The organism is Foetidibacter luteolus, assembly GCF_009650435.1.
Classification (GTDB): Bacteria; Bacteroidota; Bacteroidia; order Chitinophagales; family Chitinophagaceae; genus Foetidibacter; species Foetidibacter luteolus.
The window spans coordinates 77,272-102,895 of the sequence record NZ_VVIP01000008.1 but is presented as its reverse complement, the minus strand read 5'-3'; the positions used below and the strand labels follow the sequence as shown (position 1 = coordinate 102,895).

Annotated in this window: 19 protein-coding genes; 5 read left to right on the top strand and 14 right to left on the bottom strand. The window is 45.5% G+C overall.

Features of this window, described 5'->3' with window-relative positions; all coding sequences use genetic code 11:
- Positions 1-18: 18 nt before the first annotated feature.
- Entirely contained in the window at positions 19-630 is a 612-nt protein-coding gene (locus F0364_RS02335) for a 3-keto-disaccharide hydrolase (RefSeq protein WP_153796142.1), read from the bottom strand.
- Between the two features lie 208 nt (positions 631-838).
- Here F0364_RS02335 and F0364_RS02330 point away from each other — a divergent pair, with 208 nt between their 5' ends.
- Positions 839-1,729, top strand: a complete 891-nt coding sequence (locus tag F0364_RS02330) for a 3-hydroxyacyl-CoA dehydrogenase family protein (protein ID WP_153796141.1) — start codon at positions 839-841, stop codon at positions 1,727-1,729.
- 241 nt (positions 1,730-1,970) lie between these two features.
- Here F0364_RS02330 and F0364_RS02325 read toward each other — a convergent pair whose 3' ends face one another.
- From F0364_RS02325 to F0364_RS02295, 7 genes are all read right to left on the bottom strand, one after another.
- Complete coding sequence (locus F0364_RS02325) at positions 1,971-2,444, bottom strand: 23S rRNA (pseudouridine(1915)-N(3))-methyltransferase RlmH (RefSeq protein WP_153796140.1); 474 nt, start codon at positions 2,442-2,444, stop codon at positions 1,971-1,973.
- A 45-nt stretch (positions 2,445-2,489) separates the two neighbouring features.
- On the bottom strand, positions 2,490-3,515 hold the full coding sequence (locus tag F0364_RS02320) for a helix-turn-helix domain-containing protein (RefSeq protein WP_153796139.1): 1,026 nt from the start codon (positions 3,513-3,515) through the stop codon (positions 2,490-2,492).
- A 3-nt stretch (positions 3,516-3,518) separates the two neighbouring features.
- Complete coding sequence (locus F0364_RS02315) at positions 3,519-4,481, bottom strand: helix-turn-helix domain-containing protein (RefSeq protein WP_153796138.1); 963 nt, start codon at positions 4,479-4,481, stop codon at positions 3,519-3,521.
- Between the two features lie 9 nt (positions 4,482-4,490).
- Positions 4,491-4,712, bottom strand: coding sequence for a PspC domain-containing protein (locus tag F0364_RS02310; RefSeq protein WP_153796137.1), 222 nt, complete (start codon positions 4,710-4,712; stop codon positions 4,491-4,493).
- 294 nt (positions 4,713-5,006) lie between these two features.
- Positions 5,007-6,440, bottom strand: coding sequence for an APC family permease (locus F0364_RS02305; RefSeq protein WP_153796136.1), 1,434 nt, complete (start codon positions 6,438-6,440; stop codon positions 5,007-5,009).
- A 92-nt stretch (positions 6,441-6,532) separates the two neighbouring features.
- The gene (locus F0364_RS02300) at positions 6,533-7,135 is read right to left on the bottom strand and encodes an OmpH/Skp family outer membrane protein (protein ID WP_153796135.1); all 603 of its coding nucleotides are present in this window, start codon (positions 7,133-7,135) and stop codon (positions 6,533-6,535) included.
- Between the two features lie 295 nt (positions 7,136-7,430).
- A complete protein-coding gene (locus F0364_RS02295) occupies positions 7,431-9,005 on the bottom strand; it encodes a C1 family peptidase (protein ID WP_153796134.1) in 1,575 nt (524 codons plus the stop codon).
- A 514-nt stretch (positions 9,006-9,519) separates the two neighbouring features.
- On the opposite strand from F0364_RS02295, the gene F0364_RS02290 reads away from it, so the two are divergent.
- Positions 9,520-15,093, top strand: a complete 5,574-nt coding sequence (locus tag F0364_RS02290; RefSeq protein ID WP_153796133.1) for an alpha-2-macroglobulin family protein — start codon at positions 9,520-9,522, stop codon at positions 15,091-15,093.
- Between the two features lie 100 nt (positions 15,094-15,193).
- On the opposite strand, the gene F0364_RS02285 is transcribed toward F0364_RS02290, so the two are convergent.
- Positions 15,194-15,463 (bottom strand): RNA recognition motif domain-containing protein, encoded by a 270-nt coding sequence (locus F0364_RS02285; RefSeq protein ID WP_153796132.1) that lies wholly within the window; start codon positions 15,461-15,463, stop codon positions 15,194-15,196.
- Between the two features lie 256 nt (positions 15,464-15,719).
- Entirely contained in the window at positions 15,720-16,205 is a 486-nt protein-coding gene (locus F0364_RS02280; protein WP_153796131.1) for a DUF6702 family protein, read from the bottom strand.
- Positions 16,206-16,764: 559 nt separating this feature from the next.
- Here F0364_RS02280 and F0364_RS02275 point away from each other — a divergent pair.
- Together F0364_RS02275 and F0364_RS02270 are read left to right on the top strand one after the other, a co-directional pair.
- The gene (locus F0364_RS02275) at positions 16,765-17,454 is read left to right on the top strand and encodes a HupE/UreJ family protein (protein WP_153796130.1); all 690 of its coding nucleotides are present in this window, start codon (positions 16,765-16,767) and stop codon (positions 17,452-17,454) included.
- The gene (locus tag F0364_RS02270; RefSeq protein ID WP_235920993.1) at positions 17,357-19,732 is read left to right on the top strand and encodes a M1 family metallopeptidase; all 2,376 of its coding nucleotides are present in this window, start codon (positions 17,357-17,359) and stop codon (positions 19,730-19,732) included. Before F0364_RS02275 ends, F0364_RS02270 begins: the two co-directional genes overlap by 98 nt.
- An 88-nt stretch (positions 19,733-19,820) precedes the next feature.
- On the opposite strand, the gene F0364_RS02265 is transcribed toward F0364_RS02270, so the two are convergent.
- The 3 genes from F0364_RS02265 to F0364_RS02255 all read right to left on the bottom strand — a co-directional run bounded on the left by F0364_RS02265 (position 19,821) and on the right by F0364_RS02255 (position 23,421).
- Positions 19,821-21,359 carry a tetratricopeptide repeat protein gene (locus tag F0364_RS02265; protein WP_153796128.1) on the bottom strand — a complete coding sequence of 513 codons (1,539 nt, stop codon included), beginning with the start codon at positions 21,357-21,359 and terminating at the stop codon, positions 19,821-19,823.
- Positions 21,360-21,465: 106 nt separating this feature from the next.
- A complete protein-coding gene (locus F0364_RS02260) occupies positions 21,466-22,221 on the bottom strand; it encodes a zinc ribbon domain-containing protein (protein WP_153796127.1) in 756 nt (251 codons plus the stop codon).
- Between the two features lie 105 nt (positions 22,222-22,326).
- Positions 22,327-23,421 (bottom strand): Nif3-like dinuclear metal center hexameric protein, encoded by a 1,095-nt coding sequence (locus F0364_RS02255; RefSeq protein ID WP_153796126.1) that lies wholly within the window; start codon positions 23,419-23,421, stop codon positions 22,327-22,329.
- A gap of 241 nt (positions 23,422-23,662) precedes the next feature.
- Between F0364_RS02255 and F0364_RS02250 the strand changes: the two genes are divergently transcribed.
- A complete protein-coding gene (locus F0364_RS02250) occupies positions 23,663-24,412 on the top strand; it encodes a porin family protein (RefSeq protein ID WP_153796125.1) in 750 nt (249 codons plus the stop codon).
- Positions 24,413-24,781: 369 nt separating this feature from the next.
- Here the strand turns inward: F0364_RS02250 and F0364_RS02245 are convergent, their stop codons facing one another.
- Positions 24,782-25,165: a VanZ family protein gene (locus F0364_RS02245; RefSeq protein ID WP_153796124.1), complete on the bottom strand. Its 384-nt coding sequence runs from the start codon at positions 25,163-25,165 to the stop codon at positions 24,782-24,784.
- Positions 25,166-25,624 lie beyond the last annotated feature (459 nt).

The window sequence follows — 25,624 nt, the reverse complement described above, 5'->3', positions numbered from 1 at the left end:
CATGCCGGTTACGGCAATTTATTCCTGAGCGCCGTATTCTTCTATTTCAATATTTCTCCACCTTACTTTTATGCCGCCGCCATCATGAATCTGCAATGCTATAAAGCCCGTGCCTTCACCAATCTTCGCGTCTTTTAACGTAATCATCTGGTGGCCGTTCAGCCAGGTTGTTACTTCATCTCCTACCACTTTTAACTGGTAAGTATTCCACTCGCCGGGTTTAAGGTATTGCTCATCTTCAGGTTTGGGCTGTATAAGCCAGCCGCGGCCGTAAGATTCGTATATGCCGCCTGTATGATGGTTAAGTGGCGCTACTTCAGCCTGCCAGCCGCTTATCTTTACGCCTTCCGGTATGCTGCTCCTGAAAAATACGCCACTGTTGCCATCGGCCTCCTGCTTAAACTCCAGGGTAAGCACAAAGTTCTTATAGTTTTTGTTGGTGGAAAGGTAGCCATACTGTTTATCCGGGCCGCTTTCACATACCAGCTCACCCTTTTTTACGTACCATTTTTCTGTGCCGTGAATAGTCCAGCCGGTAAGGTCCTTGCCATTAAACAGTTTTTGTTTTTGCTGGGCAACCGCGGCGCTAACGATACACCCGGCCATTGCCGCCAATAATATTTTTTTCATCAGGTTTTATTTGCGGAAAGATAAGTATCGGGCGGCTAATAAAGAACTTAAAACAAGGAATGAAGGTTACAGGCGCCTTACAGGTTAACCCCTTTCGGCAAAAGGCAGTAGTAAACCTATGCCGCCTATTCAGTAGATTACACATCTTACATTTTGCTCAAGAGTACTTCGTAAACCGCACTTTACTTAACTTTCCCAAAACTTTCTTATGGTACAAAAAGTGGCAGTCATAGGCGCAGGCACTATGGGCAATGGCATAGCGCATGTATTTGCACAGGCAGGTTTTACGGTTAAGCTGGTTGATGTAAACGCCGCCCAACTGGATAAAGCGTTGCAAACCATTAGCAAAAATTTGGACAGGCAGGTGAGCAAAGGCATTGTTACAGAAGAGCAGAAGACAACCGCGCTTAACAACATTACCAGTGACAGCGATATTACCAGCGGTGTTTCGGATGCAGACCTTGTGGTAGAAGCCGCCACAGAAAATACAGAACTGAAGCTGAACATATTCCGGCAACTTGATAAAGCCGCCCCGCCGCACGCACTGCTGGCTACCAACACTTCTTCTATATCTATCACCAAAATAGCCGCCGCCACCAGCAGGCCAGGCAAGGTTATCGGCATGCACTTTATGAACCCGGTACCTGTAATGAAGCTGGTGGAAATTATTAACGGCTACGCCACCTCAACAGAGACCACTAATATCATTGTATCGCTAACAGAACAGCTTGGTAAAATTGGCTGTGTGGCCAACGACTATCCCGGTTTTATTGCCAACCGCATTTTAATGCCCATGATTAACGAAGCTATTTACAGTTTATACGAAGGTGTAGCTGGCGTAGCAGCCATTGACAGCATTATGAAGCTTGGAATGGCTCACCCCAAGGGCCCATTGCAACTTGCTGATTTTATTGGTTTGGATGTTTGTCTTAGCATTCTTCAGGTATTGCAGCAGGGTTTTGGCAACCCTAAGTATGCCCCCTGCCCGCTGCTGGTAAATATGGTTACGGCAGGCAAACTGGGAGTTAAAAGTGGCGAAGGTTTTTATATATACACACCGGGCAGCAAAGATTTAGTGGTGAGCAAAAGGTTTGCATAACATAAAAGTTTTGATCTGTCGTTTCTTGTTGGCCAGCAAAAGCAGCAACGTGTTGCACGTTCGGGTGAGGGATTGCAGCACAACCAAGTTAAAGCAACTGAATGTTGCTTTGGCGAAGGTTGCAAACACAGTTCTCCCCGGTGAGGCCATCGCAGCATGGCTTTTGTGCCGGAGTATGAGCGGAAAGCCCGGCCCGAGGTACGAGGGACACCCCCAAAAATTTCTACAATTTTTTGTTTACTTATTCATGATGGTACTTCTCGTTGCGCAAAATAGTGCAGGCCCTGTACACCTGCTCCGCCAGCATTAACCTTACCAGCATGTGGGGAAAGACCAGTTTGGAAAAGCTCCAGGTAAAGCTGGCCCTTTTGCTAACCGCCTCATCAACACCAAAGGCGCCGCCGATAAGGAACACCAGCCGCTTTGCGCTTTCGTTGGCACGTTGCTGTATAAACATGGCCAGTTCGGGTGAAGACATCTGTTTGCCACGTTCATCCAGCAGTATTAAATAATCATCGGGCTGCAGTTGCTGTAAAACAGATAAGCCTTCCTGTTTTTTCAGGCTTTGCCCATCAAGCGACGCTGCGTTTTTGGGTGGTGCTATCAGCAGCCAATCCGCCGGGAAATACCTTGTTACACGTTTGGTGAACTCCTCCACGCCTTGCTTTACATAGGCTTCGTGCGGCTTACCTACTGACCAAAACTGAATCTTCATGCAGCTAATGTAAAAAATGGATAGCGTAAAAAATAATAGAGCCGGTTATACTGCTTTGGCCTCAAAATCTATCAGCATATCGGGAGATTCTATCATTTCGCTGGGCAGCATGCCAAATTCTTTTCTAAAAGCGGCAGCAAAATGGCCCAGGTTGGTATAGCCCACCATCATACCGGCCTCCTTAATGGAAATGTTGCTGCCGGTAAGCAGTTTTTTGGCATGCATCATACGGTTTTTTTGAAAGTATTCGTAAATGGGTAACCCGTACATGCTTTTAAAGTCACGCTTAAGCTTGGTGGGGCTCATGGCAGATAGCTTAGACAATTTTTCAATGGTAGGCGGCGGTGTACTGTAATCTTTTACAAGCAAAGCTTCTACCTTCATCAGGCGGGTAACTTCACCATCGCTAAGCTTTTGAATTTCGGGTTTTAACTGCATCTTGTTCATAAACTTAATTACAAACCTTTCCAGCAGCAGCATTACCCGGTTGGCTATGTATACAGAGCGTAAGGGGTGTTCAATCTTTTCCAGCAGCAGTTCATCAATCATGGCGCGGTATTCCGCGTCTATCGGTTCTACCGTACGGTTTTTCACCAGTTCAGAAAAGTAGTTGCTCATCAGTTCATCAAACACATCATTGCTGATAAAATCCAGCAGGTGCCTGCGCTCGAAGATTATCTTGATGCTCTTAACCTGCACGTGGGCAGGCACAAAAAACCTGGATGACATGAAGCTGTTGGTAAGCAGTACAATTTGCTGGTTCATGTCAAACTGGTTGGGCGGCAACTGCGGGTAGCGGTTATTTACTTCGTCGCTTTCAGACGATGATTCGTTAAACTGCAGCACGTAAAATTGCCGGGCAGATGGCTCTCTGTTCATGTAGAGGTCAACATTCAGCAACATATCAGACACCAATACCGATATGCCGTTAGGCAGGCTTTCTGCCCAGCCATAACCCCTGCCGTATTTATGGGGCACCAGTAAAAAATTATTGTTAACCCTGCCGCCTATGGCGCCGGCAATGGTTTGTAAAAAATCAGGATAATCACTGCTGCTGTATTGTATCTCCACCGTTTAATTTTTTTTGCCGCCGGCCTCTCCCGGCAGGTGGTGAAAAACTTTACTGTATGCTTTGGCAAAATTGCTCATATTGGCGTACCCCAGCTCAAGCCCTACCTGTTTAACGCTGTATTTTTTTGTGGTAAGCATGGCCCTGGCCCTGTTCATACGCTGCTTTTGGTAATACTGGTACACGGGCATGCCATAAATTTCTTTAAAAGCCTGTTTAAGCTTGGTGGGGCTCATCATAGCCAGCCGGGCCAGCTTGTTAATGCCGGCAGGCTCTGCGGTAAAGTCTTTTACCAGTTCTGCTTCCACCGTTTTAAGGCGGGCTATATCTTCAGCCGACACTTTTACATTAAAATGGGCATCATTCATTTTAGCGATCACCCTTGTAAAAAAGCGCTCTATCAGCAGCATCACCCGGTTATACACAATAAACAGCTCAAAGCGGCTATCTTCCATGCCGGTAATCAGTTCATTCAGCATGCGCTTATACTCCACATCCAGCGGCTCGTAAGGAAAGCCCCCGGTTTTAAGCAACAGGTATTTTTTGATGTCTTCGGCGCTATCATCAGTGCCAAGAAATTTGTTGAGCCTGTCTTTGCTAAAAATAACCGATATGCTGTGCAGGTGTACCCCGCCGGGAGTAAGAAAAAGCCAGTCATTCCTGGTGTTGGATAGCAATGCGGCGGATTTGGAGGAAGATATGCCAGACTCCGGCTGTATCATTTCATCAAACCGGAAAATATAAGATTCAGCCTCGGTTTTTTCTCTTTTCAGCAGCACATTTTCATTAAAGCTGCAGTTGCTTACCAGTACCTGCAGGCCATCGTGCAGGGTTATAACGCGTAAAAGGCCCTTGCCCGTTTCTGCAGGCAGGCGCAGGATATTATCGGTTATTTTTACTTTTAATAAGCGCCCTATTTGTTTCAGCAGATCTTCAAAATTGGTGTGGTTGTAAGCAATCTCTATCACTGGGCTGTTTTATAAATACTTAACAGGGTTACGCCGGGCGTTGAGAATGTATTTTTTCATATTCAGCCAAAAAGCCATGATCATATAAATAATAAGGGGCGAGCCCATGGTAAGAAAGGATATGTAAATAAACCACATCCTGATGCGTGATGTAGCTATGCCCAGTCTCTCACCGATGGCTGAGCATACACCAAATGCCTTCCATTCGATGAATTGTCTCAACTTGTTCATACATGCAATTTAAAAAAAGATTCAACATAACAGGTACGAATGTTACCCAGAAAGGACGAATGCCGGTTCTTTCACTTCGCTTCCACTGTACAGGATTGAAAATTAAGGTTTACACAATTTATTAAATTTCAGCAAGAAAAGTAAAAATTTTTGTTTCAGGGCATTAATTGTTGGTTAACGAAAGACTACCATGCGGGAAAAGCCCAACAGCATTACAGAACGCACAAGAGTGCGACGCAAGTAAAGCTTCATACTTGTTCCTGCTGCCGGGCCCATAAAAAAGAAACTTTACCCCTAAGCCTGTTTTTTATTGCCCAATGCAATGTAGTACAGCGGTATGCCTGCCAGCACAATGATTAACCCGAACAAGGCATAATTTGTTTTGTAAACAATGAGGGATACACAAAACGCGGCGGCCAGCAATATATATACAAATGGCAGTACCGGGTAGCCAAAGGCTTTATAGGGGCGTGCTATATCCGGCCGTTTTTTGCGCAGGATAAATATGCCTGCAATGGTGAGTATATAAAAAAGCATTACTACAAAGGATACATAATCCAGCAGGTCCCCGTACTTGCCGCTTAAACATAACAGGGAGGCTACCAGGCATTGCACCCACAAGGCATAAGCTGGCACTGAGGCTTTATTAAGTTCTGCCGTTTTTTTGAAGAAAAGGCCATCTTTTGCCATGGTATAATACACCCTTGCCCCGGCCAGTATAAGGCCGTTATTGCACCCAAAGGTGGATATCATAATCATTACCGCTATAATGTATGTACCGGCATCTCCAAATATTACCTGCGATGCGGCTACAGCCACCCGGTTTTCCGGCGCAAAAGCAATATCGTTAAGGGGCAGCACTGCCAGGTACACCAGGTTGCAGGATATGTAGATAACAGTAACAATCAGCGTTCCAAAGAAGAGGCTAAGACCTATGTTACGCTGAGGGTTCTTTATTTCGCCTGCTATAAAGGTTACGTTGTTCCATGCATCGCTGCTGAAGATAGAGCCTACCAGTGCCGAAGCCACCGCGCCAAACATGGCAAAGCCGGCCACGGTTTTCCAGTCTGTGGCGGCAGCATTTTCTACACCCTGGCGGGATGCATGGGTAAGCATCGTCCAGGCATTCGTCCAGTTGCCGCTCCACACTTCGGGTTTTGCCATAACAAACCCGGCGATAATCAGCCCGAACAATGCCAGCAACTTGGTTGTGGTAAAAAGGTTCTGTATAATCTTGCCTTCTTTTACGCCCCTGGTATTGGTATAGGTAAGCAATATGATTAGCAGTATGGAAACAAGCTGCGCCGCCGATATTTTAATGAAGCCCAGGTCTGCAATAATGTTTTTATCGCTAAGGCCGGGTATAAGATAGGCCGCGAACTTGCTGAAGGCCACACCTACGGCGGCAATGGTGCCGGTTTGTATTACAGCAAAAAAACTCCACCCATATAAAAAGCCCACAAGCGGGTTGTAGGCTTCTTTAAGATACACATATTGTCCGCCGGCTTTGGGGTACATGGCGCTAAGCTCTCCATAGCTAAGGGCGGCGGTAAGCGTCATAAAACCGGTAAGGGCCCAGGCGAATACCAGCCAGCCGGCAGAGCCTACATCCTTCAGCATATCGGCGCTTACAATAAAAATTCCGGAACCTATCATGCTGCCTGCTACTATCATGGTAGCATCTAAAAGTCCCAGGGACGGCTTAAAGGAGGTATTGGTTTCTGACATAGTTTTACTCATGCTTTGTACATAAAAAAATCCCGCGGTAAACGGGATTTTGAAGATAAGGTAAAACGGTGTTTAAATAATGCTGCTGCGCACTATTTCTTCTTTTTATCAGCAGCGTATTTGTCGTTGAGCAATTTGATGATATCTCCGGTTACATCCCTTAGAGAATCTTTGTAATAGATAAGGTTATCCTGGTCGCTGGATGCGAATACATAAGAGTACCCACGCTCTTTACAATAATCACGCAGGCCATCACGAATCTTTTGTTTTACTTCCTGCATTTTGCGCATTTGTTCGGCGCCAATCTGCTGGCTGCGGTCTTCCTGTTCGGTACGCAGTTTATTCTGACGTGCCATCAGGTCCTGTTCGTATTGGCCTTGCTCGGCCTGGCTCATAGTTGGGCCTTTTTGCTGGTATTCTTTTACCTTTTGCATGTACGCCTCCTGTTGGTCGCGCAGGTATTTGGTATTCTTTGCATCTATATCCCGTAAATAACCCTGCACTTCTTTCAGGTATTCATATTTGCTTTCAAGGGAGTCTAATTCAAAATAGGCTATTTTAAATGGCGTTGCAGCAGCATTTTTCGTTTCCTGTATTACATGATGATCTTTCTTCTTGTATTCATAATGCTGAAAGTATAAAAAACCAACCGCGGCCAATAATACAACATTTAACGCCAGTAAAACTTTGTTCATTAAAACCAATTTTTGTGGGCCGGAAAGTTAGAGGTATTCATAAAAACAGAATTGTTAAAAAGATTGATTATAATTTAACTATTGAGGTGGTTAAAATATATGGTAAAAAGATTATGCAAGTGTGGGCATAATGAAAGTACAGAATACATTTTATGAGCCCGGCAATAGTAACAATTATGAGGCTTTACTTGCGTCGCACTCTTGTGCGTTCTGTAATTCTATTCGCCTTTTCCCGCAGGGTAGCTTTAATTGCCGCCGGGGGCGGCAATGGCTTTGCAAACAAACACCAGGCTTTTTATTGTTTGTCAATCTCCACTATGCAGGCAACTGCGTTTTTATCGCCGGCGCTGGTTTTAAAAGTCATTGTACCGTCGGCGGTAGTGCTAAATTTTACCCCGCTAATGCTCTGGCTTCGTACAGCCGCGGCCACCGCCAGTGGAAACCCGGCAGAACGGTTTTGGTTTACCGCGCCGTTTAACTGGAACACATCCAAAGGCTCTTTACTCACTATAACAGAGATAAAGTCTTTGTTGCCAATATCATCTGCCTGCATGCTGGCCCCCCGCGGAAACAGCCGGTAACCGGTAAGGCCGCAATAAGGCGAGAAGTTTGTTTTGGCAGGATTTTGTTTACTGGGGTAAGGAAAAAGCACATAGCTGCTGCCGTCTGTTTCCATGCCCAGCACATATACATAGCACTCCACGGAGTTCTTAACTTCCATTTTAAACTGCGTGCCCTTTGCTATGGCAGATTTTGTAACAAACGTATTGCCGCTTTTTAATTGCAGGGGTATATAGCGGTTGCCACTTTTTTCCACCAGGCCAATGCTTATGTCAAGGTCTTTGGCCGCCGCCGCACCACGTTTGGGCATGCGGTTAACGCCGTAAGCTTCCCGTACAAAACTTTTAAAATCGCTGTAACGTACCCAGCCTATTCCATTCTGGCCCCATTCTGGGCCCCAGCTATTCATAATCTGGAAGGCGCCGCCTTCTTTGCGGTCATCGTACCCAATTACACACATGGCATGGCCGCCAAAGCCTATCTGGTTGTAATCATCATCCGTTGGGTGCCACACTTCCTGTCCCATCATACCCTGCATAAAGCTGCCGCCCACCATCATGCCAATAACCACCGGTACATCTTTAGCCAGGTGCTCTTTAATGGCATGCAGGTCAAGCGCACTAACGCGGTCTCCATCGGTAAGCCTTGTAAAGCCCAGCATTTTATATTGGGAAGCCTGCTGCATCAACTGGCTGGATGGCTGGCGTGAACAATCCCTGTCATCGTAAGGAAACTGCGACAATGGTACAGCGCCAACACCTGTCATGTTTTCCATCGCCCGGATGATATAACTGCCCTGGCAACCATCCAGCCCAATTTGGTTGTACATGAAAGATGGGCTAAAGGCAATTTGATTAGGGTTAATGCCCGTGCTGGAAGCCTCCAATATGGTACGTGCGCCATAGGCACCGCTCCATGCTACGCAACTGCCCTGCTCGCCCTGGTTAAGCCTGTTAGGCGCAAACTTAAGCAGCGAAACCGCCTCTGGCAGGTTGGTTTTGGCAGGGTCCAGCCCTTCGTAAATGCTGGCTTTGGCAAACTCCCGTGGGTCAAGGTTGCCACCTGTGCTGAATTCGCCGGAGCCCTGCTGCTGAAAGCCAGCCATATTGCAGCCACCTTTAAAGTAGAAGAAAGCACCGGCAATTAACACCACTATCAATAGTGCAGGCTTACGGATAAGTAACCCAAGGATAAGAGGTAAAAACTGTATCAACCCACCACCACCGCGGCCACCCCCACCACCTCCGCCCTTGTCTTCGTTACTGTTATCATATTGGTCATCCGGATCATCAACCATACGTATGGGCATAGCTGTAAAATTTAAGCACTGAAAGTAAAATTTTCGGATGATTTAAGCATGAGCAGGATAAAAAATATTGTGCACAGGAAGTTTCAGGACTCAACCTGACATTCGTTTCATTAACTTAATGACATTAAGCTGCATACTATTGCCTCCATCGATTTTGTTGAATATTCTTCTTCCCAACTTCCTATTAAAATTAGCATCATCATTTACCCACCAATAAACCGATAACCTGCAACTTGTAACCGGTAACTTGCTTTCGGGTGAGGGATTGAAGCGGATACCCCGGTTAAGCCGTAGCAGCATGGGTTTTGTGCCGGAGTATGAGCGGAAAGCCCGACCCCTTGCGATAGCTTGGGGGCACCCCCTGGAAATTATTATTCAGCAATAGCAGCATCTGTATTACCAACTATTTAGTGCAGGCTGCTTAACAAAAAATTGGCTTTGAGCCAATCTGTTTTGTACCTTAACTTTCATGACAAATTCAGCCAAACCACATCTTCAAAAATTCCCTTTCTATATGGACATCCACTTACGATTGCCGGTACACCAACGCCGGCTTGCAGTTATCCTTTTATCCCTATGGTTGCTTGCTGCATGTAAACAAAAAAGCAAACTGATTGAAATTAACCCTGAATTCAGTAAGTACATTGAAGCTTACACATCCGGGGTTGTATCCAAGAAAAATGCCATACGCATACAGCTTGCCACTGATGCGGGCACTACGCACAGCATTAATGAAACAGTAAAGGAAACATTGTTTGAATTCTCTCCCTCAGTGCCCGGCAAGGCTTACTGGATTGATGCCCGTACCATTGAATTTAAACCGGAAAAAGACCTGCAACCCGATGCCATGTATGAAGTGGATTTCAGGCTGGGCAGGGTTTTAAATGTACCGGATAGGTTTAAGAATTTTAAGTTTAATGTGCAGGTAGTTAAGCCATCCTTCCAGGTAACCGAGTTTGGGTTACGGGGCAACGGCAAAGAAGACATGAGCCTAAGCGGACAACTGGTTACGGCAGACGTGGAAGAATCTGCCAAAGTAGAAAAGTTGCTTAACGCAACTTTGAATAACAGTAATTTAAAGATTACCTGGCAGCACAATGAAACCAGCCGTACGCATGATTTTATCATCAACAGTATTAAGCGGGTTAACAGCGCCGGAAATATACTCCTGGCGTGGAATGGCGAAGCGCTGGGTGTTGATATTTCCGGTAAAAAAGATATTCCGGTGCCGGCCATTGGGGATTTTACAGTGCTGGGCGTAAGGGCGGTGCAAGACCAGGAACAATATGCGTTGGTACAATTTAGCGACCCGCTTACTGTAGGGCAGGCGCTGGAAGGGCTCATTAGTATAAGCAACCAGGAAAGCGTTAGCTATGCCATTATGGGCAGCGAAGTAAAAGTGTACACTTCAGACAGGCTTGATGGTGCGTACAGCCTGAATGTGCATGAAGGTATTGAGAACATGTGGGGCGATAAACTGGCCAAAGCGTTTACTTCCAATGTGTATTTTGAAAACAGGCTGCCCTCTGTAAAAATACATGGCCGGGGCGAAATACTCCCCAACAGCGGTGGCAGGCTGGTGTTGCCGTTTGAATCGGTAAACCTTAACGCCGTGGATGTTTCCATTGTAAAAATTTATGAAGAGAATGTTGCGCAGTTTTTGCAAACCAATGACCTGAATGGCGGCCAGGAACTGCGGCGTGTAGCCAAACCGCTGGTAAAGGCCTCCATTAGACTGGATAATGACAAGAGCCTTAACCTGCATAAGAAAAACCGATTTTCGCTGGATCTTGACAAGTACATACGTACCGAACCCGGCGCTATTTACCGGGTGTTCATCGGCTTTAAACCCGAGTATTCCTTATACACCTGTACGGAGGTAAAAAAATCAGGAGACGACGGGGATGAGGATTACTATAACGATTATGATTACAGTGACAGGAATGAGTTAGATGAAGATGAGGCTTTTTGGAACAACTACGATAGCTGGTACCCCTATGGCTACAACTGGAGCCAGCGGGATAACCCCTGCAGCCGGGCTTATTATAACAAAGAGCGTTTTGCGTATCGCAATATACTGGCCAGCAATATTGGCCTGACCGCGAAACGTGGAAATGGCAGCCTGCTGGTAGCAGTTAGTAACATTATTAACACAGAGCCTCTTGGCGACGTGCAACTGGAAGTGCTGGATTACCAGCGCCAGGTTATTGGCAAAGCATCCAGTGGCTCTGATGGCATAGCACTGGTCGATGTAAAGCGCAAGCCTTACCTGCTGGTGGCCAAACGTGGCAGCGAAAGAGGCTATCTTAAACTTGACGATGGAAGCTCGCTGGCACTAAGCCGTTTTGATATAGATGGCGCAGAAGTAAAAAATGGCATCAAAGGGTTCATATTTGGAGAGCGTGGCGTTTGGAGGCCCGGCGATAGCCTTTATTTAAGCTGCATTATTGAAGACAAGGATAAAAAGCTGCCGAAAGACCACCCGATTGAAATGGAACTTGTTTCTCCCCGTGGCCAGTTGTACAAACGTATTGTGCAGACCAATGCTGACGATGGCTTCAATATTTTTAAAACGGTTACAGACCCTGAAGCGCCAACAGGTAACTGGACCTGCAAAATAAAACTGGGCGGCAACAGTTTTGAGAAAAAGCTGAAGATAGAAACTGTTATGCCTAACCGGTTGAAGATTAACCTGGATTTTGGCAACCTGCAGGCGTTGGGCAAAGATGCTGATGCAAATGGTACGCTTACCGCCAAATGGCTGTTCGGCGCAACGGCCCAAAACCTTAAAGCCCGGGTAGATGCGCAGTTGTATAAAAAAACAACCAGTTTCTCTAAGTTTAAAGATTATGTGTTTGATAACCCAACCAGCTCTTTTTCCGCGCAATCCAAGACAATATTTGATGGCACTTTAAATGCGGAAGGAACGGCGTTGGTAAACCCGTCTTTTACCATCAGCGAAGCTGCGCCTGGCCAGTTGCTGGCCAATATGGTAGTAAAAGTATTTGAGCCTGGCGGCAACTTCAGCATTGATAACATCAGTATGCCCTTTAATCCATATAGTTCTTATGTTGGCGTACGGGTCCCGGAAGGTGACCGTACCTGGGGATACCTGGCTACAGGCAAAACACACAAATTTGATATTGCCGATGTAAATACAGATGGAGAGCCGCTTAGTGGTACCAGCAATGTAGAAGTGGAAATGTATAAAATACAGTGGCGATGGTGGTGGGATAACAGCGGGGATGATTTAAGCAACTTTACACAAAACGAGTATAATAAATTGCTGCGGAAGGAAACCGTTAGCCTTAGCAATGGACGCGGCAACTATAACGTACATATTGACGACGATAACTGGGGCCGCTATCTTATTCTCATCCGCGATAGCCGCAGCGGCCATGTAACCGGTAAAACTTTCTTTGCGGATGACGATAGCTGGCGCAGCAGGAGCGGAGAAGATAACGACCGCAGCGCCGTTGCCATGCTTTCTTTTACTGCAGACAAAGACAAATACAACGTAGGTGATGAAGTAAAGCTTACCATACCCGGCAGCAAGGGCGGCAGGGCGCTGATAAGCATTGAAACGGGCAGTAAGGTGTTAAAAACTTACTGGGTGCCAACAGAGCAGGGGCAAACAAAATTCTCTTTTAAAACAGAGAAAGAAATGAGCCCCAACATTTATGTGAATGTGAGCCTGATACAACCCCATGCCCAAACCCTTAACGATTTGCCCATACGCATGTATGGCGTAATACCCATACTGGTAGAAGATAAGAATACCCTACTGAAACCGGTAATAAAGATGGCTGATGTAATAAGGCCTGAGGAAAAAAGCAGCATTACCGTATCTGAAGCATCGGGAAAATCCATGACCTATGTGGTGGCCATAGTGGATGAAGGCCTGCTGGATTTAACCCCGTTTAAAACACCCAATCCGCATGACGCTTTTTATGCCAAAGAAGCGCTTGGCGTTAAAAGCTGGGATATTTATGATGAAGTAATCGGCGCATGGGGCAGCGAACTGGAGCGGATTCTTACCATTGGCGGCGATGCCGAAGCAGAACTGGCATCCAAAACAAGAAGGGCCAACCGGTTTAAGCCGGTGGTGCAGTTTATGGGGCCCTTTAAAACAGGCGGTGGCAGCAAAACGCACAGTTTTACCTTGCCCTCTTATATGGGTAGCGTAAGGGCCATGGTAATTGCGGCTGGCAACAATGCTTACGGCATGGCGGAAAAAGCAGTAAAAGTTAAAAAGCCGTTGATGATGCTTGCCACATTGCCGAGGGTGCTTGGCCCGGGTGAAGAACTAAAAATACCGGTAACCATATTTGCTACGGAGAATAATATAAAAAACGTAACGGTAAGCTTGCAGGGTAACAACCTTATTGAAACCACAGCAGGTACAGCTTCCAATGTGCAGTTTACGCAAACAGGGGAGCAGACCATTTACCTGGGTGCAAAAGTTAAAGCGGCAACAGGTATTGGCAGCATACAGGTGGTTGCCACCAGCGGCAAATCAAAAGCTGTGTATGCAACAGAAATTGATGTGCGCAACCCCAACCCGGTAATAACCCAGGTTACAGAAACAACCTTGCAACCTGGCCAGTCATGGAGCAGCAGTGTAGCCATGGTTGGCGATGCCGGTTCTGCCAAAGCAGTGCTGGAAGTATCCAGTATACCTGCCATAAACCTGGAAAAACGCTTAAGCTATCTTATCAGTTATCCCCATGGCTGTATTGAGCAAACTACATCCGCTGTGTTCCCGCAACTGGTGCTAAACCAGTTGATGGATCTTGATGATTACAACAAAGCTATGGTTGACCGTAACGTGCGTGCCGGCATTCAAAAGCTGTTGAATTTTCAGCAGAGTGATGGCGGCTTTAGTTACTGGCCGGGTTATGGCGGCAGCGATGAATGGGGCAGTAACTACGCCGGCCATTTTTTGATGGAGGCTTCTGCTGCCGGCTACAACGTTCCTGCATCTATGATGCAGTTGTGGAAGCAGTACCAGCGTAACCAGGCGCTTGCATGGAATGTTACTTCGGCGCCATGGTATGGCACAGATTTATCACAAGCTTACCGGTTGTACCTGCTGGCGCTGGCGAAAGCGCCGGAACTGGGTGCCATGAACAGGCTGAAAGAATTTAAGTTCATTACCCCCGAAGCCAAATGGCGGCTGGCTGCAGCGTACCATTTAATGGGGCAGTCGCAGGTAGCATTAAAGCTTATTAGCGGTTTGCCAACTTCGTTCCCGGTGCGGCCATTTCCTGGTGTAACTTTCGGTAGCGATTTACGCGACCAGGCAATGGTGCTGGAAACGCTCACCATTATGAAAAGAAAGGCGGAAGCTGAGGTGTTGGTGAAAAATGTTGCCATGCAACTGGCAAAAGAAGATTGGTACAGCACGCAAACAACAGCCTACGCTTTAATAGCTATTGCCAAATTCAGCGGCAACAATAAGGATAACAGGAAAATTGTGGCTGCTGTAAACGCCGGCGGGCAGTCTGCCAATGTCAACAGTAATAGTGTGGTATCTCAAACCAATATCAAATGGCAGGGCAATAAAGCCAGCGTGCAATTAACCAATAAGGGGGGCAATGTATTATATGTGCGGATTATTAACCAGGGTAAGCCTTTTACGGGCGACAGCATTACGGTTAGCAACAACCCCCAGGTATTGGTGGTTAATGCCAGTTATATTGACATGAATGGCAATGCCGTTAACCCGGTACAGTTAAAGCAGGGTACTGACTTTGTAGCAAAAATTACTGTACGTAACCCGGGTTTTAGAGGTATGTATAACGAAATGGCGCTTTCACAAATATTCCCGGGCGGATGGGAGATACTAAATACACGCCTGTACAACAGTGAGGGTACTTTTCAGTCATCGCCAAGTGAGTATATGGATATACGCGACGACAGGGTGTACCATTATTTCGATATCAAGCAGGGCGAAACGCTTACCTATTATGTACAGCTAAATGCGGCCTACCCCGGCAAGTATTACTGGCCAGGCGTTTATTGCGAAGCCATGTACGACCATACCATCAGCGGCGGCACCAACGGTAAGTGGATAAATGTAGAGTAAAACAAAAATATCCGCACTGTATGTTCAGCATACAGTGCGGATTACCTGTCAGGCAGGCGGGGTACAGGTTAACAAACGGAATTATGGTTATTAAATTATGTTATTCCCTTTCCATAGGTGAGGGATCGTATGGCTTAGCTGCCGCTACCACAAACAGGGCCCGGCCGCTGATTTTTTTATTATTCAACGATGAAAGTGCCCGGTTTGCTTCCTTATCATCAGGCATTTCTATATATCCAAAACCGCGGGATCGTTTTGTTACCTTGTTCAATATCACCTGGGCTGAGTTAACTGTACCGTAAACGGCAAACAATCCGTTCAATTCCTCATCGGTTGTCATAAAACTTAAATTGGAAACGAAAATATGCATGGCTCTGTTTTTTATTTATGGATAAGTGAAACATTGATTGCCAGGCGTACCTGGAATAAATGTGCATACTTATTTTGTTATGATGCCGAAAGAAAAGGAATTTAAAAAGGCAGGACTGTTTTGCCTGTTATCTGTTGAAGTAATGTAAACTGCTGTAGTGCCCTTTAAATTAGAAACGTGGTGTAAAGGTTGGCAAAATATAATGGGCAGCCAAATCTTTCTCCCGCCGTTGCGTAAACCGCGTTGGATCTGTTACTCAAAAGGTAAAGCTGGCCTGTGTTTCGGGGTAATCCAGTTTGGTGCTTTGCTCCTTACCGCGGGCCTTTACGTGTATCATGTTTATTTGCTCCTTGCGGTAATCATGCAGCAGCGAGTTGGTTATTGTAACATTTTTCAAGGTAGTAAGGCCCTTCACTTCAAAATACGTCCAGGTGCTTTCGCTTTGTTGCTCAAAACCTACAAAAGAAAGCGCTACGGTTTTACCATTTGCTTGTAGTTGCAGGTGTTTAACAATGTAATCATTCACCACGCGGTTCATTTCCGCATGGTTAGCGGGATTGGTAAGGTTAATTTTTTCTTTGTAATTATTGTGCAGGGTAGTTTCAAAATCGTCGGTAAAAATACGTACGCTAATTTCCAGCGATTGATCTTTCGCATTGTGGTTAATATCCGTCATCGAAACATAAAACGGGTGCATCGCACCAAACGCCATCATCAGACATTGAAAGAAAATGTTTGCCATCGCTGCTATTAGTGGCTGCAAAAATCAGGTTTAATTGGCAGTTTTTTACAGGCGGGTTTTAAAATTAACAAACAAGGGGTGGCAAAATTGCTCCGCAATTTTAGTGCGATTTTTTATGGGCCCGGCAGTGGATAGTACTATTGGGCGTCCCTTGCGTCGCACACTTGTACACTAACGCTTTACGCAGCAACTGTTGTTCGTCCTCCGGTCGTATCCATTCAAAAAACATCCTGAACTGAAAGGCTTTAACCGTGCAGGATTATACAGAATGGTACAGTTTTATGAAGTGTATGCTTCTTCGGCAATTGTCGCCGCACTGCGGCGACAAATCAACTCTCTGATAATGAGGTACTGGAAGTTTGGTCTCACAGGTAGAAAAATATTACTCCATCTAACTTCAAATGAGAACTTAAATGGTTGCATCCCTCTTTTGCCCATCTCCCCACACGCAGCTACATTTGCCGCCAATGCCTGCTGAATAGCGAACAAAGCGTACAAGAGTGCGACGCAACGGAAGCCTCATGCCTGTTCTGCAGCCGGGCCCCAAAAAAATTACGGGATGAATGATTTTTGGATTTTCTTTCCCACGGGTATAGAACATATTACAGACCTTAACGGGATAGACCATATTCTCTTTGTGGCGGTGCTTTGCCTGCGCTACACGTATAAGGACTGGCGTAAAATACTGGTGCTGGTTACTGCTTTTACCATCGGGCATTCCGTAACGCTTGCACTAAGTACACTGGAAATTTTCAGCCTGCCCAGCCGGTGGACGGAGTTCCTGATACCCGTTACCATTATTGTTACCGCGGTAAGCAACTTTTTTGTGAACGACTTTAGTTTTCGCAGAAAGTTTCCGGCCATTTATTTCTATGCGCTGTTCTTTGGGTTTATACATGGCATGGGCTTCAGTACCCTTTTAAAGAGTATGTTAGGTAAAGACCAAAGCATTTGGCTGCAGTTGCTGGCTTTTAACCTGGGGCTGGAAGCAGGGCAGTTGTTAATTGTGCTGGTTATTTTATTCATTTCTTTTATTTTCGTGCACCTTTTCAGCATAAACCGTAAGTATTACATTTTGTTTGTAAGCGTAGTTATTGCTGTTCTCGCCCTTCAGATGGCTATTGAAAGGTCCCCGTTAAACAAAGAAAATAATGACGAGAAAACTGCACTTATTAACAGGCGCAATGATGATGTTTTTTTGTGCCGGCGCACAGAACATCCAAAACAATCCGGGCTCCAACCACGGTAATAAGTTTGAGCAACTGGGCACTATTCTGCCAACACCCAACGAGTACCGCACGGCAAGTGGGGCGCCAGGCCCTAAATACTGGCAGCAGCGTGCCGATTACAACATTAAGTGCGAACTTGATGAAAAGTTACTTAAGCTTACCGGCAGCGAAACCATTACCTACTACAACAATTCGCCAGACGTATTAACTTACCTGTGGCTGCAGTTAGACGAAAACGAGCACAGCTCCGTTAACAACTCCGGTTATGTGGAAGGCGACAAACTTGGGGATAATGTGGATATTAAAACACTGGAGAAACTGGATTATAACGACCCAGGTAAAGACAATGGCTTTGGCGATAAAATCAGCAAGCTTACAGACGCCACCGGCAACCCGCTTAAATACACCATCAACAAAACCATGATGCGTGTTGACCTGCCCACACCGCTTAAACCCGGCCAGCAGTTCATCCTCAACATAAACTGGACCTATAAAATAACAGACCGCATGTTCCAGGGCGGCCGTGGCGGCTACGAATATTTTGCCACCGAAGACAATTACCTTTTCACCATGGCGCAATGGTACCCACGCCTGTGCGTTTACAGCGATTTTCAGGGTTGGCAGCATCACCAGTTTACCGGCCGCGGCGAATTCGCTTTAACCTTTGGCAACTATAAAGTGGAAATAACCGTTCCGGCAGACCACGTAGTAGGCTCAACCGGCGAATGCCAGAACTACCAGCAGGTATTAAGCCCTGCCGGGTATGCCCGCTGGCAGCAGGCGCAAACAGCCAAAGAACCATTGGAAATCGTGACGCTGGATGAAGCAAAGAAAGCTGAACAACAAAAAAGCACCGCTAAAAAAACATGGATATACAAGGCGGACATGGTGCGGGACTTTGCCTGGACATCTTCCCGCAAATTTGTTTGGGATGCATTGCCCGCTTACGTGGAAGGTAAAAAGATAATGTGCATGAGCTTTTATGGAAAAGAGGCTTACAACCTGTACCGTAAATATTCTACCAAGGCAGTAGCGCATACCATTAAATCTTACTCCCATTTTACCATTCCCTACCCTTATCCCGTAGCGCAAAGTGTGGAAGCCATGAATGGTATGGAATACCCCATGATATGCTTTAATTATGGCCGTACGGATGATGACGGCACTTACTCAGAGTCAACCAAAAACGGCATGCTGGGGGTTATCATTCATGAGGTTGGGCATAACTTCTTCCCTATGATTGTAAACAGCGATGAGCGCCAGTGGAGCTGGATGGACGAGGGTTTGAACACTTTTACACAATATTTGAGTGAAGAACTGTTCGATAACAAATTTCCCAGCAAACGTGGGCCGGCCTGGGCGATTGTAGATTATATGAAGCTGCCCAAAGACCAGTTGGAACCCATTATGACCAACAGCGAAAACATTATTCAGTTTGGTCCCAACGCGTATGCAAAACCTGCCACCGGCCTTAATATTTTGCGTGAAACCATCATAGGCCGGGAACTGTTTGACTTTGCTTATAAAACCTATGCGCAGCGCTGGGCTTTTAAACATCCTACACCGGCAGACTTGTTCAGAACGATGGAAGACGCCAGCGGCGAAGACCTGGATTGGTTCTGGAGAGGCTGGTTTTACAGCATAGACCCCTGCGATATCTCGCTGGATAGTGTTAATGCACTTAAGCTGGATGCCTCCACAGAAGGTAAGCCTTCATCAGCCAAAGAAGAAACCAAAAAAATAGATGCGCCGGCGGTAAACGCCTTTGAAGACATTTCCAAAATAAGAAACCGGGAAGACAAAAGCATTAAGTTCCTTACGGATGTGGATACCACCTTAAGAGATTTCTACTGGCGCTACGATCGTGGGCTGGAGCCATACGATTCTAACGTTACGTACAAAAAACCGGCGCCCGTAACAGAAAGTATTGATGATGCTACCAAACAAAAATGGGCGGGTAAATACTTTTACCAGTTACGCCTTAGTAATAAGGGCGGCCTGGTAATGCCGGTAATATTGGAATGGACATTTGCCGATGGCACCAAGGAAATAGACCGCATTTCCGCACAGATATGGCGTAAAGACGAGAATAAATTTACCAAGGTGTTCATGAAAAATAAAGAAGTTACGGCCATTAAGCTTGACCCATACAAGGAAACCGCGGATATAGACGAAACCAACAATAGCTGGCCAAAAGTAGAAGCGCCAAGCAAGTTTTATCTCTACAAAACAAAACAGGGTATAAGGGGTAAGTCAGAAGGCTTTAACCCGATGCAGAAAGCAGGGAAAGACAGGTAATCAGTATGTGGGATGTATGCCTGTGGATGTATTTTGTTGCACGCAAGCCTGCACCCACTCGCCATTTACCACTTTCGCACTTAGCAAGTTACTCTCCTTTGCAGCGCTGTATACCTGCTTTGGCCTTTTGGTCAAGGGAGTCTTTGTAGTCGTGGTCATCCATATCAAGGCATTGCTGGTAATAACTGATGGCCATATCTTTTTTGCCCTGGCGTTCGTAAATAAAGCCTATCTGAAGGGCGGCACGGGCGGCAAAATATTCAGTGCGGTTTTTGCCAAGGCGCATGGCCAACTGGTACATACTAATTGCCTTGTCATCATATTCCAGGTCATCATAGATACGGGCCGCACGGTACGAAAACTCCAGCTTATCGGCTTCGCTGTCAAAATCGTTAATGCCTTTCCCGTAAAGAATAGCCAGCGCCTCTTTATGGTACCCGCCATCGTTCAGTAGCCTCGCTTTCAGTAGCGTTACATTGGGCCAGGCGCCGCTTTTGGCGTCTTTCTGCGATTTTTTATCAGCATCCGTATCTGTATTGCCACGTACCAGTAATTGCTTGCGGGTATTTTCCGCGGCAGTCATATTGCCCTGCAGGTAGTAACACCAGCTTAACTTTTGGTAAACATCTTTCACATAAAAATTGCCTTTAAAATGGCTTACATAATTCTGCAGGTAGGGAATGGCTTCGTGTGTATCCAGGTGGTTGATGAGGGCAAACCCCATCTCCATATCCCATACCCAAGTTTTAAGATATTCCGGTGATTTATTGCGGTTAAGGATAACATTTTTAGCGTACTCCGTTTGTTTGTTATTAATGGCCAGGTTGGCAGCCATGAAAGTAAACAGGTGGTTATTTACTACATCCAGCTTTTTTTCCTTAATGTAGGCAAAAGCATCTTCCGGCTTGTTAAGAATGTAATTGGTGATGTAGCAATAATAAAAACTGGCTTCATTAAACATAAGCTTTGCCCAGGCATCATTACTGGCCAGGAAATTATTGATAACCTGCTTGCCCTGTTTAATGGAGCCCTTCATGCCAAACAAACTGGCCAGCCATTTATAACCGTTGGGAATGGTGCCCACGCCTACCTGCAGGGAGCCGTAAATAAAATCGTTTAAAATAAAATCAGGATACTTTTTCCGGTTTTCCTTAATAAGTAAAAAGGCCCGGCGAAAGTCCCAACCGGCGGCCCAGCGCTGGCCGAACTTTATTTCTACAGCGGCACGTTGCAGGTACAGTACCGATTTGCCAAACCGGAAAAAAGGCGAATTTTTGGAGCCGTCATCAATGCGGTCTAACCGGGTTTCATATTTGGGTTTTCTTATTTTGTATTCGGCCGGGTCTTCATTAAAGAACAGTACAAAAAAGTCAATGTAGCCATCCAGAATGTCGGGTATCAGGTTATTGGGGTTTTGTGCCCGGGCCTGGTTTACCAGTTGCTGGCCATTATCCAGGCGCAGGTTGGTAATTTCCCGGTAGGCCTGCTGGCAGGTGGCATTGAAATCAAAAACGTTTTCGGCCAGTGCGGGTACAATACTAAACAGGGTTAAGGTGAAAAAAAATAATAACCGGTAAAGAAAACCGGGAGTTGATTTAGCCACCTTTTCCGCTTGCCACTTACCCATTTCCACTCGCTTAATAGTAATAGAATGCGTCATTACTTTCAAAAATAGAAAAAGGGCCCGTGTTACAGCGCCCTTTTCGTTTAGATTTTATGCCGGCCAACCAGGCTTATTTTATTTCTGTAGCATTGTTCAGTTCATCATCCACCAGTATGCGTCCACAGTTTTCACACACCATTACTTTCTTGCGCTGGCGAATTTCGCTTTGTTTTTGCGGGGGTATAGAATTAAAGCAACCACCGCAGGCGTCTCTTACTACAGGCACTACGGCCAGGCCGTTACGGTAGCTTTTGCGGATGCGGTCGTAAGAAAACAACAAACGCTCGTCTGTAGCTTTACGGGCTTCTTCAATCTGCTTGTTAAAATATGTTTCTTCTTTCTCTGTATCGGCTATAATTTTTTCCAGTTCGCCTTTCTTGTGGTTTAATACACCTTCTTTGCTGGCAATCTGTTTTTTAGCCTGTTCGAGAACCTTGGCTTTTTCTGCCAATTCTTCATTGGCATCACGAATGTGTTTCTCCGCCAGTTTGCCTTCCAGTTGCTGCATCTCAATTTCTTTATTGATGGCTTCAAACTCACGGCTGTTCTTAACGTTCTGGCTTTGTTTCTCGTATTTTTTTACCAGCGCGTCTGCTTCTTTAATTGCTTCTTTTTTTTGCTCAATAAAGTCGCTGATGCCATTGATTTCTTCTTCAATGCGGTTTTTACGGTTGGTTAAGCCCTGAATTTCATCTTCCAGGTCACTAACTTCCATAGGAAGTTCGCCTTTCAGCACCTGTATTTCATCTAGTTTGCTGTCAATTTTTTGTAACCTAACCAGGGCGGAAAGTTTTTCTTCTACTGAATAGTCTTTAACTGCGGCCATATTTCAGTTTATAGTTTGTAGTTTATTATTTGTAGTTACACATGGCAATGGCTCATTTTCAATACCTTAGACCATCTTTCACTAAGCCGTTTTCAATTGTACGCCTTAAAAATAATAGACCGGGTTCGTCCTGACCCCGGTTTTAAGGACGGCAAAGGTAGGGAATTTGGACTGCAAAATATCAAAAAGAAGGTCAATGGTAAACTGTTCACTTTCCCAGTGGCCAATATCGGCTAATACCAACCGGCTATCTGCATCAAAAAACTCATGGTATTTTATATCGGAAGTTATATACATATCGGCGCCGGCGTTTATTGCCCTGCCTGTTAAAAAGCTTCCGGCCCCGCCACAAATCGCTACTTTGCTTACGGGGCGGCCCATTAATTTTGTGTGCCTTAGCATTTGCAGGCCAAAAGCTTGTTTTATGTCCTTCAAAAACTGTTCCTCCGGTACCGGCACAGCCAGTTCACCGGTAAGACCACTGCCAACCTGTGCAAATTCGTTTTGGAGAGCCACAATGTCGTATGCCACTTCTTCATAGGGGTGAGATTGTATCAGCGCTGCCACCACCGCTTTTTGCAGGTAGGCAGGAAAAACAGTTTCAATCTTTATTTCCTTTTCCTCATGCCGTATATTGTGTGGGCCCACAAAAGGGTTTGCGCCCTCTCCCGCTTTAAAGGTCCCTGCCCCCTCCATATTAAAACTGCATTCGCTGTAATTGCCAATATAACCGGCCCCGGCCTTAAAAACGGCAGACCGCACATTTTCCGCATGCTCCACCGGTACAAAAGTGTACAGCTTCATTAACTGGCCGGTTTTAGGCGCCAATATCCTGCAATTAACTAAGCCAAGTTTTTCTGCAATGCGGTTGTTTACCCCGGCCATTACGTTATCCAGGTTGGTGTGTATGGCATAAATGGCAATATCGTTTTTAATAGCGGCAATAACAGTTTGCTCTACATAGTTGCGCCCGGTAATTTTTTTAAGCCCGCCAAAAATGATGGGGTGATGCGCCACCACCAAATTGCATTTTTTTTGTACGGCTTCATTAACTACATCGGCGGTTGCGTCAAGGCAGCAAATGATGCCCGTACAATCCCAGGCGGCATTACCGGTAAGCAGGCCGGCGTTATCATAATTTTCCTGGTAAGCAGGCGGCGCCCACTGCTCCAGCAATTGTATGGCATCCTGTATTTTCATATCCCGCAAGTTAAGCAGCCGTTAGTGTAAGTAGTAAGATTTTTAGGGGGTGTCCCTCGTACCTCGGGCCGGGCTTTCCGCTATTACTCCGGCACAAGGCCCTGCTGCCGTGGCTTCACCGGGGTAGCCGCTGCAATCCCTCACCCGAAAGACAGTTGCCGGTTACCAGTCTGTTGATTTCGGTTTTATTCTGATTGCGGTATAAAATCTTTGGCTATATTCAGCATCCAAATCTTGCCGCATGAAATCACTTTCCGCATTAATAGCAGCCTTGCTGCTTTACAGCAGCGGTTTTGCTCAAACTTCCCTGGGCATAAAAGCCGGTATCTGCCTTCCTAATCTTAAAGGAAAATCAAGCTTAACCAATCCTATTGCCAACAATTGGTCTTCAAGGCTGGGGCCTTATGCCGGTGTGGTTGCTGTTTTCCATTTATCCAACAGGTTTTCCCTGCAAACGGAGCTTAACTATTCCTCCCAGGGTGGTAAGAAAAAAGGAAAACAAACCATTGCCACTGCCACTATTCCTTATCCTATACCGCCCGGTGTACCTGTGCCGGATTACCTGTATGCAAATATTGACGCTGAAGCCATTCTTAATTATATTGAGCTGCCCATTCTGGCAGCTATTCATTTTAACCTGGATGATAAATGGCAATTGTTTGCCAATGCCGGTCCATACATAGGTTATTTGCTTAACGCCAAAACCATCAGCAAGGGCAGCAGTATCATTTACCTGGATGAGGCCCACACGCAGCCGCTTACCCCTGCACCTGTAAACCTGGATATGACGGTGGACATAAAAGATGAACTGAACCGTGTTAATACGGGTGTTCAATTTGGGCTTGGGATGGCTTACAAACTTCCAAAAGGCAGCCTAAGGGTAACAGGTGGGGCTAACATTGGAATAACTTCCATACAAAAGGATAAAAGCAACGGAGAAAATTCCACAGGGGCCCCAACCATCACACTGGCCTACCTGTATAATTTATAAACCTGGAAAAAAATTGTGGAACAGGAAGCTGTAAAAAATAAAAAAGGCTTCCGGATTATTATGGCACCCTAACCCAAAAGCCTTTGCTAAAACGATTTCTTTTAACTATTCAAGAAAACTTAACACATACGAGGCACACTTAACATTTCATTATTAACCTTTTGGTCCAATTTTGTATCTCAAACCAAGCAAATAAAAAGTTCTTTAGAAATTGTGTAGAATGGTTTAAATTTTTCTTAACTTAGAAGGACAAGTTTTTGGCACCCGGTTTGTAAAATAAATTATAGATTAATAAATAAGCAAGTAGTCAATTTTCTCATAAGCAGTTAGTTTTGGTTGCGGCCCCTGTTTCCACAGGGGCTTACTTTTTTAGATAACTTTCATGTGCCGCTTGCGCCAGCGGGTAAAAATGTAATACCCGATAAAGGCACCCAGCCCATCGACAATTATATCCCCCACATCAAATGACCGGTTAATTACCAGGTATTTCTGCACAAACTCCATCGCAATGCCGTATAAGAATACATACAAAGCAACTTTGAAAAAAATAGGCGACTGCGGAGGGTACATTTTTTTCAACGGTACGTACAAGAGGTGTAGCTGCATGGCGAAAAGACCGGTATGTACCCATTTGTCAAAGTAAATTTTGCCAAAAATATCATCCTCCGGCAGGCTGGAACCTGGAACCGTTAACAGTATAAAGATCATTGCGAACCAGAGAAAAGGTGGAAGAAAATGAACGGCTTTTTTCAAACTGGGAGTTTTTTGTGTAGCGCAAAAATAAGAGGCTGTTGAATAACAGCCTCTTTGTCCATCTGGAAAAAACCCCCGCTATTAAACTATCTTAAGAAATTGCTGAATTAATCCCGGAAAATCTATTACGATTTTCCATTGTTGTAGTACATACGAAAAACCAATGGATGCGGTTTGACCATGAAAAAGAAAAATTGAATTATTTTTTGCAGATAGATAATTATTTGAAAATCAATTAGAAAAGAAGGTGTGCCGGGTATAAAGTGGGATGTAGCCGTGCCTGGAATCAACAGTTGAATGGCTGCCGGATGGTAGTGGAAACCCCGCTGAAGGCTCTGTGTGTCGGCCTTTGGGGCGGAGTTGCAACGGACAGCCGGAACCACAGCCCTGATAATGAATCAAAAGCCGAAAGCCCCAAAATATCCATACCTGCAAATTAAGTGGGGTTGCAGTTAGCTT

What these genes read in the sequence shown, in the direction of transcription:
- F0364_RS02335 (WP_153796142.1), bottom strand. Translation starts at nt 630, where the DNA reads ATGAAAAAAATATTATTGGCGGCAATGGCCGGGTGTATCGTTAGCGCC.
- F0364_RS02330 (WP_153796141.1), top strand. Translation starts at nt 839, where the DNA reads ATGGTACAAAAAGTGGCAGTCATAGGCGCAGGCACTATGGGCAATGGC.
- F0364_RS02325 (WP_153796140.1), bottom strand. Translation starts at nt 2,444, where the DNA reads ATGAAGATTCAGTTTTGGTCAGTAGGTAAGCCGCACGAAGCCTATGTA.
- F0364_RS02310 (WP_153796137.1), bottom strand. Translation starts at nt 4,712, where the DNA reads ATGAACAAGTTGAGACAATTCATCGAATGGAAGGCATTTGGTGTATGC.
- F0364_RS02305 (WP_153796136.1), bottom strand. Translation starts at nt 6,440, where the DNA reads ATGTCAGAAACCAATACCTCCTTTAAGCCGTCCCTGGGACTTTTAGAT.
- F0364_RS02300 (WP_153796135.1), bottom strand. Translation starts at nt 7,135, where the DNA reads ATGAACAAAGTTTTACTGGCGTTAAATGTTGTATTATTGGCCGCGGTT.
- F0364_RS02295 (WP_153796134.1), bottom strand. Translation starts at nt 9,005, where the DNA reads ATGCCCATACGTATGGTTGATGATCCGGATGACCAATATGATAACAGT.
- F0364_RS02290 (WP_153796133.1), top strand. Translation starts at nt 9,520, where the DNA reads ATGGACATCCACTTACGATTGCCGGTACACCAACGCCGGCTTGCAGTT.
- F0364_RS02285 (WP_153796132.1), bottom strand. Translation starts at nt 15,463, where the DNA reads ATGCATATTTTCGTTTCCAATTTAAGTTTTATGACAACCGATGAGGAA.
- F0364_RS02280 (WP_153796131.1), bottom strand. Translation starts at nt 16,205, where the DNA reads ATGGCAAACATTTTCTTTCAATGTCTGATGATGGCGTTTGGTGCGATG.
- F0364_RS02275 (WP_153796130.1), top strand. Translation starts at nt 16,765, where the DNA reads ATGAATGATTTTTGGATTTTCTTTCCCACGGGTATAGAACATATTACA.
- F0364_RS02270 (WP_235920993.1), top strand. Translation starts at nt 17,357, where the DNA reads ATGACGAGAAAACTGCACTTATTAACAGGCGCAATGATGATGTTTTTT.
- F0364_RS02265 (WP_153796128.1), bottom strand. Translation starts at nt 21,359, where the DNA reads ATGGGTAAGTGGCAAGCGGAAAAGGTGGCTAAATCAACTCCCGGTTTT.
- F0364_RS02260 (WP_153796127.1), bottom strand. Translation starts at nt 22,221, where the DNA reads ATGGCCGCAGTTAAAGACTATTCAGTAGAAGAAAAACTTTCCGCCCTG.
- F0364_RS02255 (WP_153796126.1), bottom strand. Translation starts at nt 23,421, where the DNA reads ATGAAAATACAGGATGCCATACAATTGCTGGAGCAGTGGGCGCCGCCT.
- F0364_RS02250 (WP_153796125.1), top strand. Translation starts at nt 23,663, where the DNA reads ATGAAATCACTTTCCGCATTAATAGCAGCCTTGCTGCTTTACAGCAGC.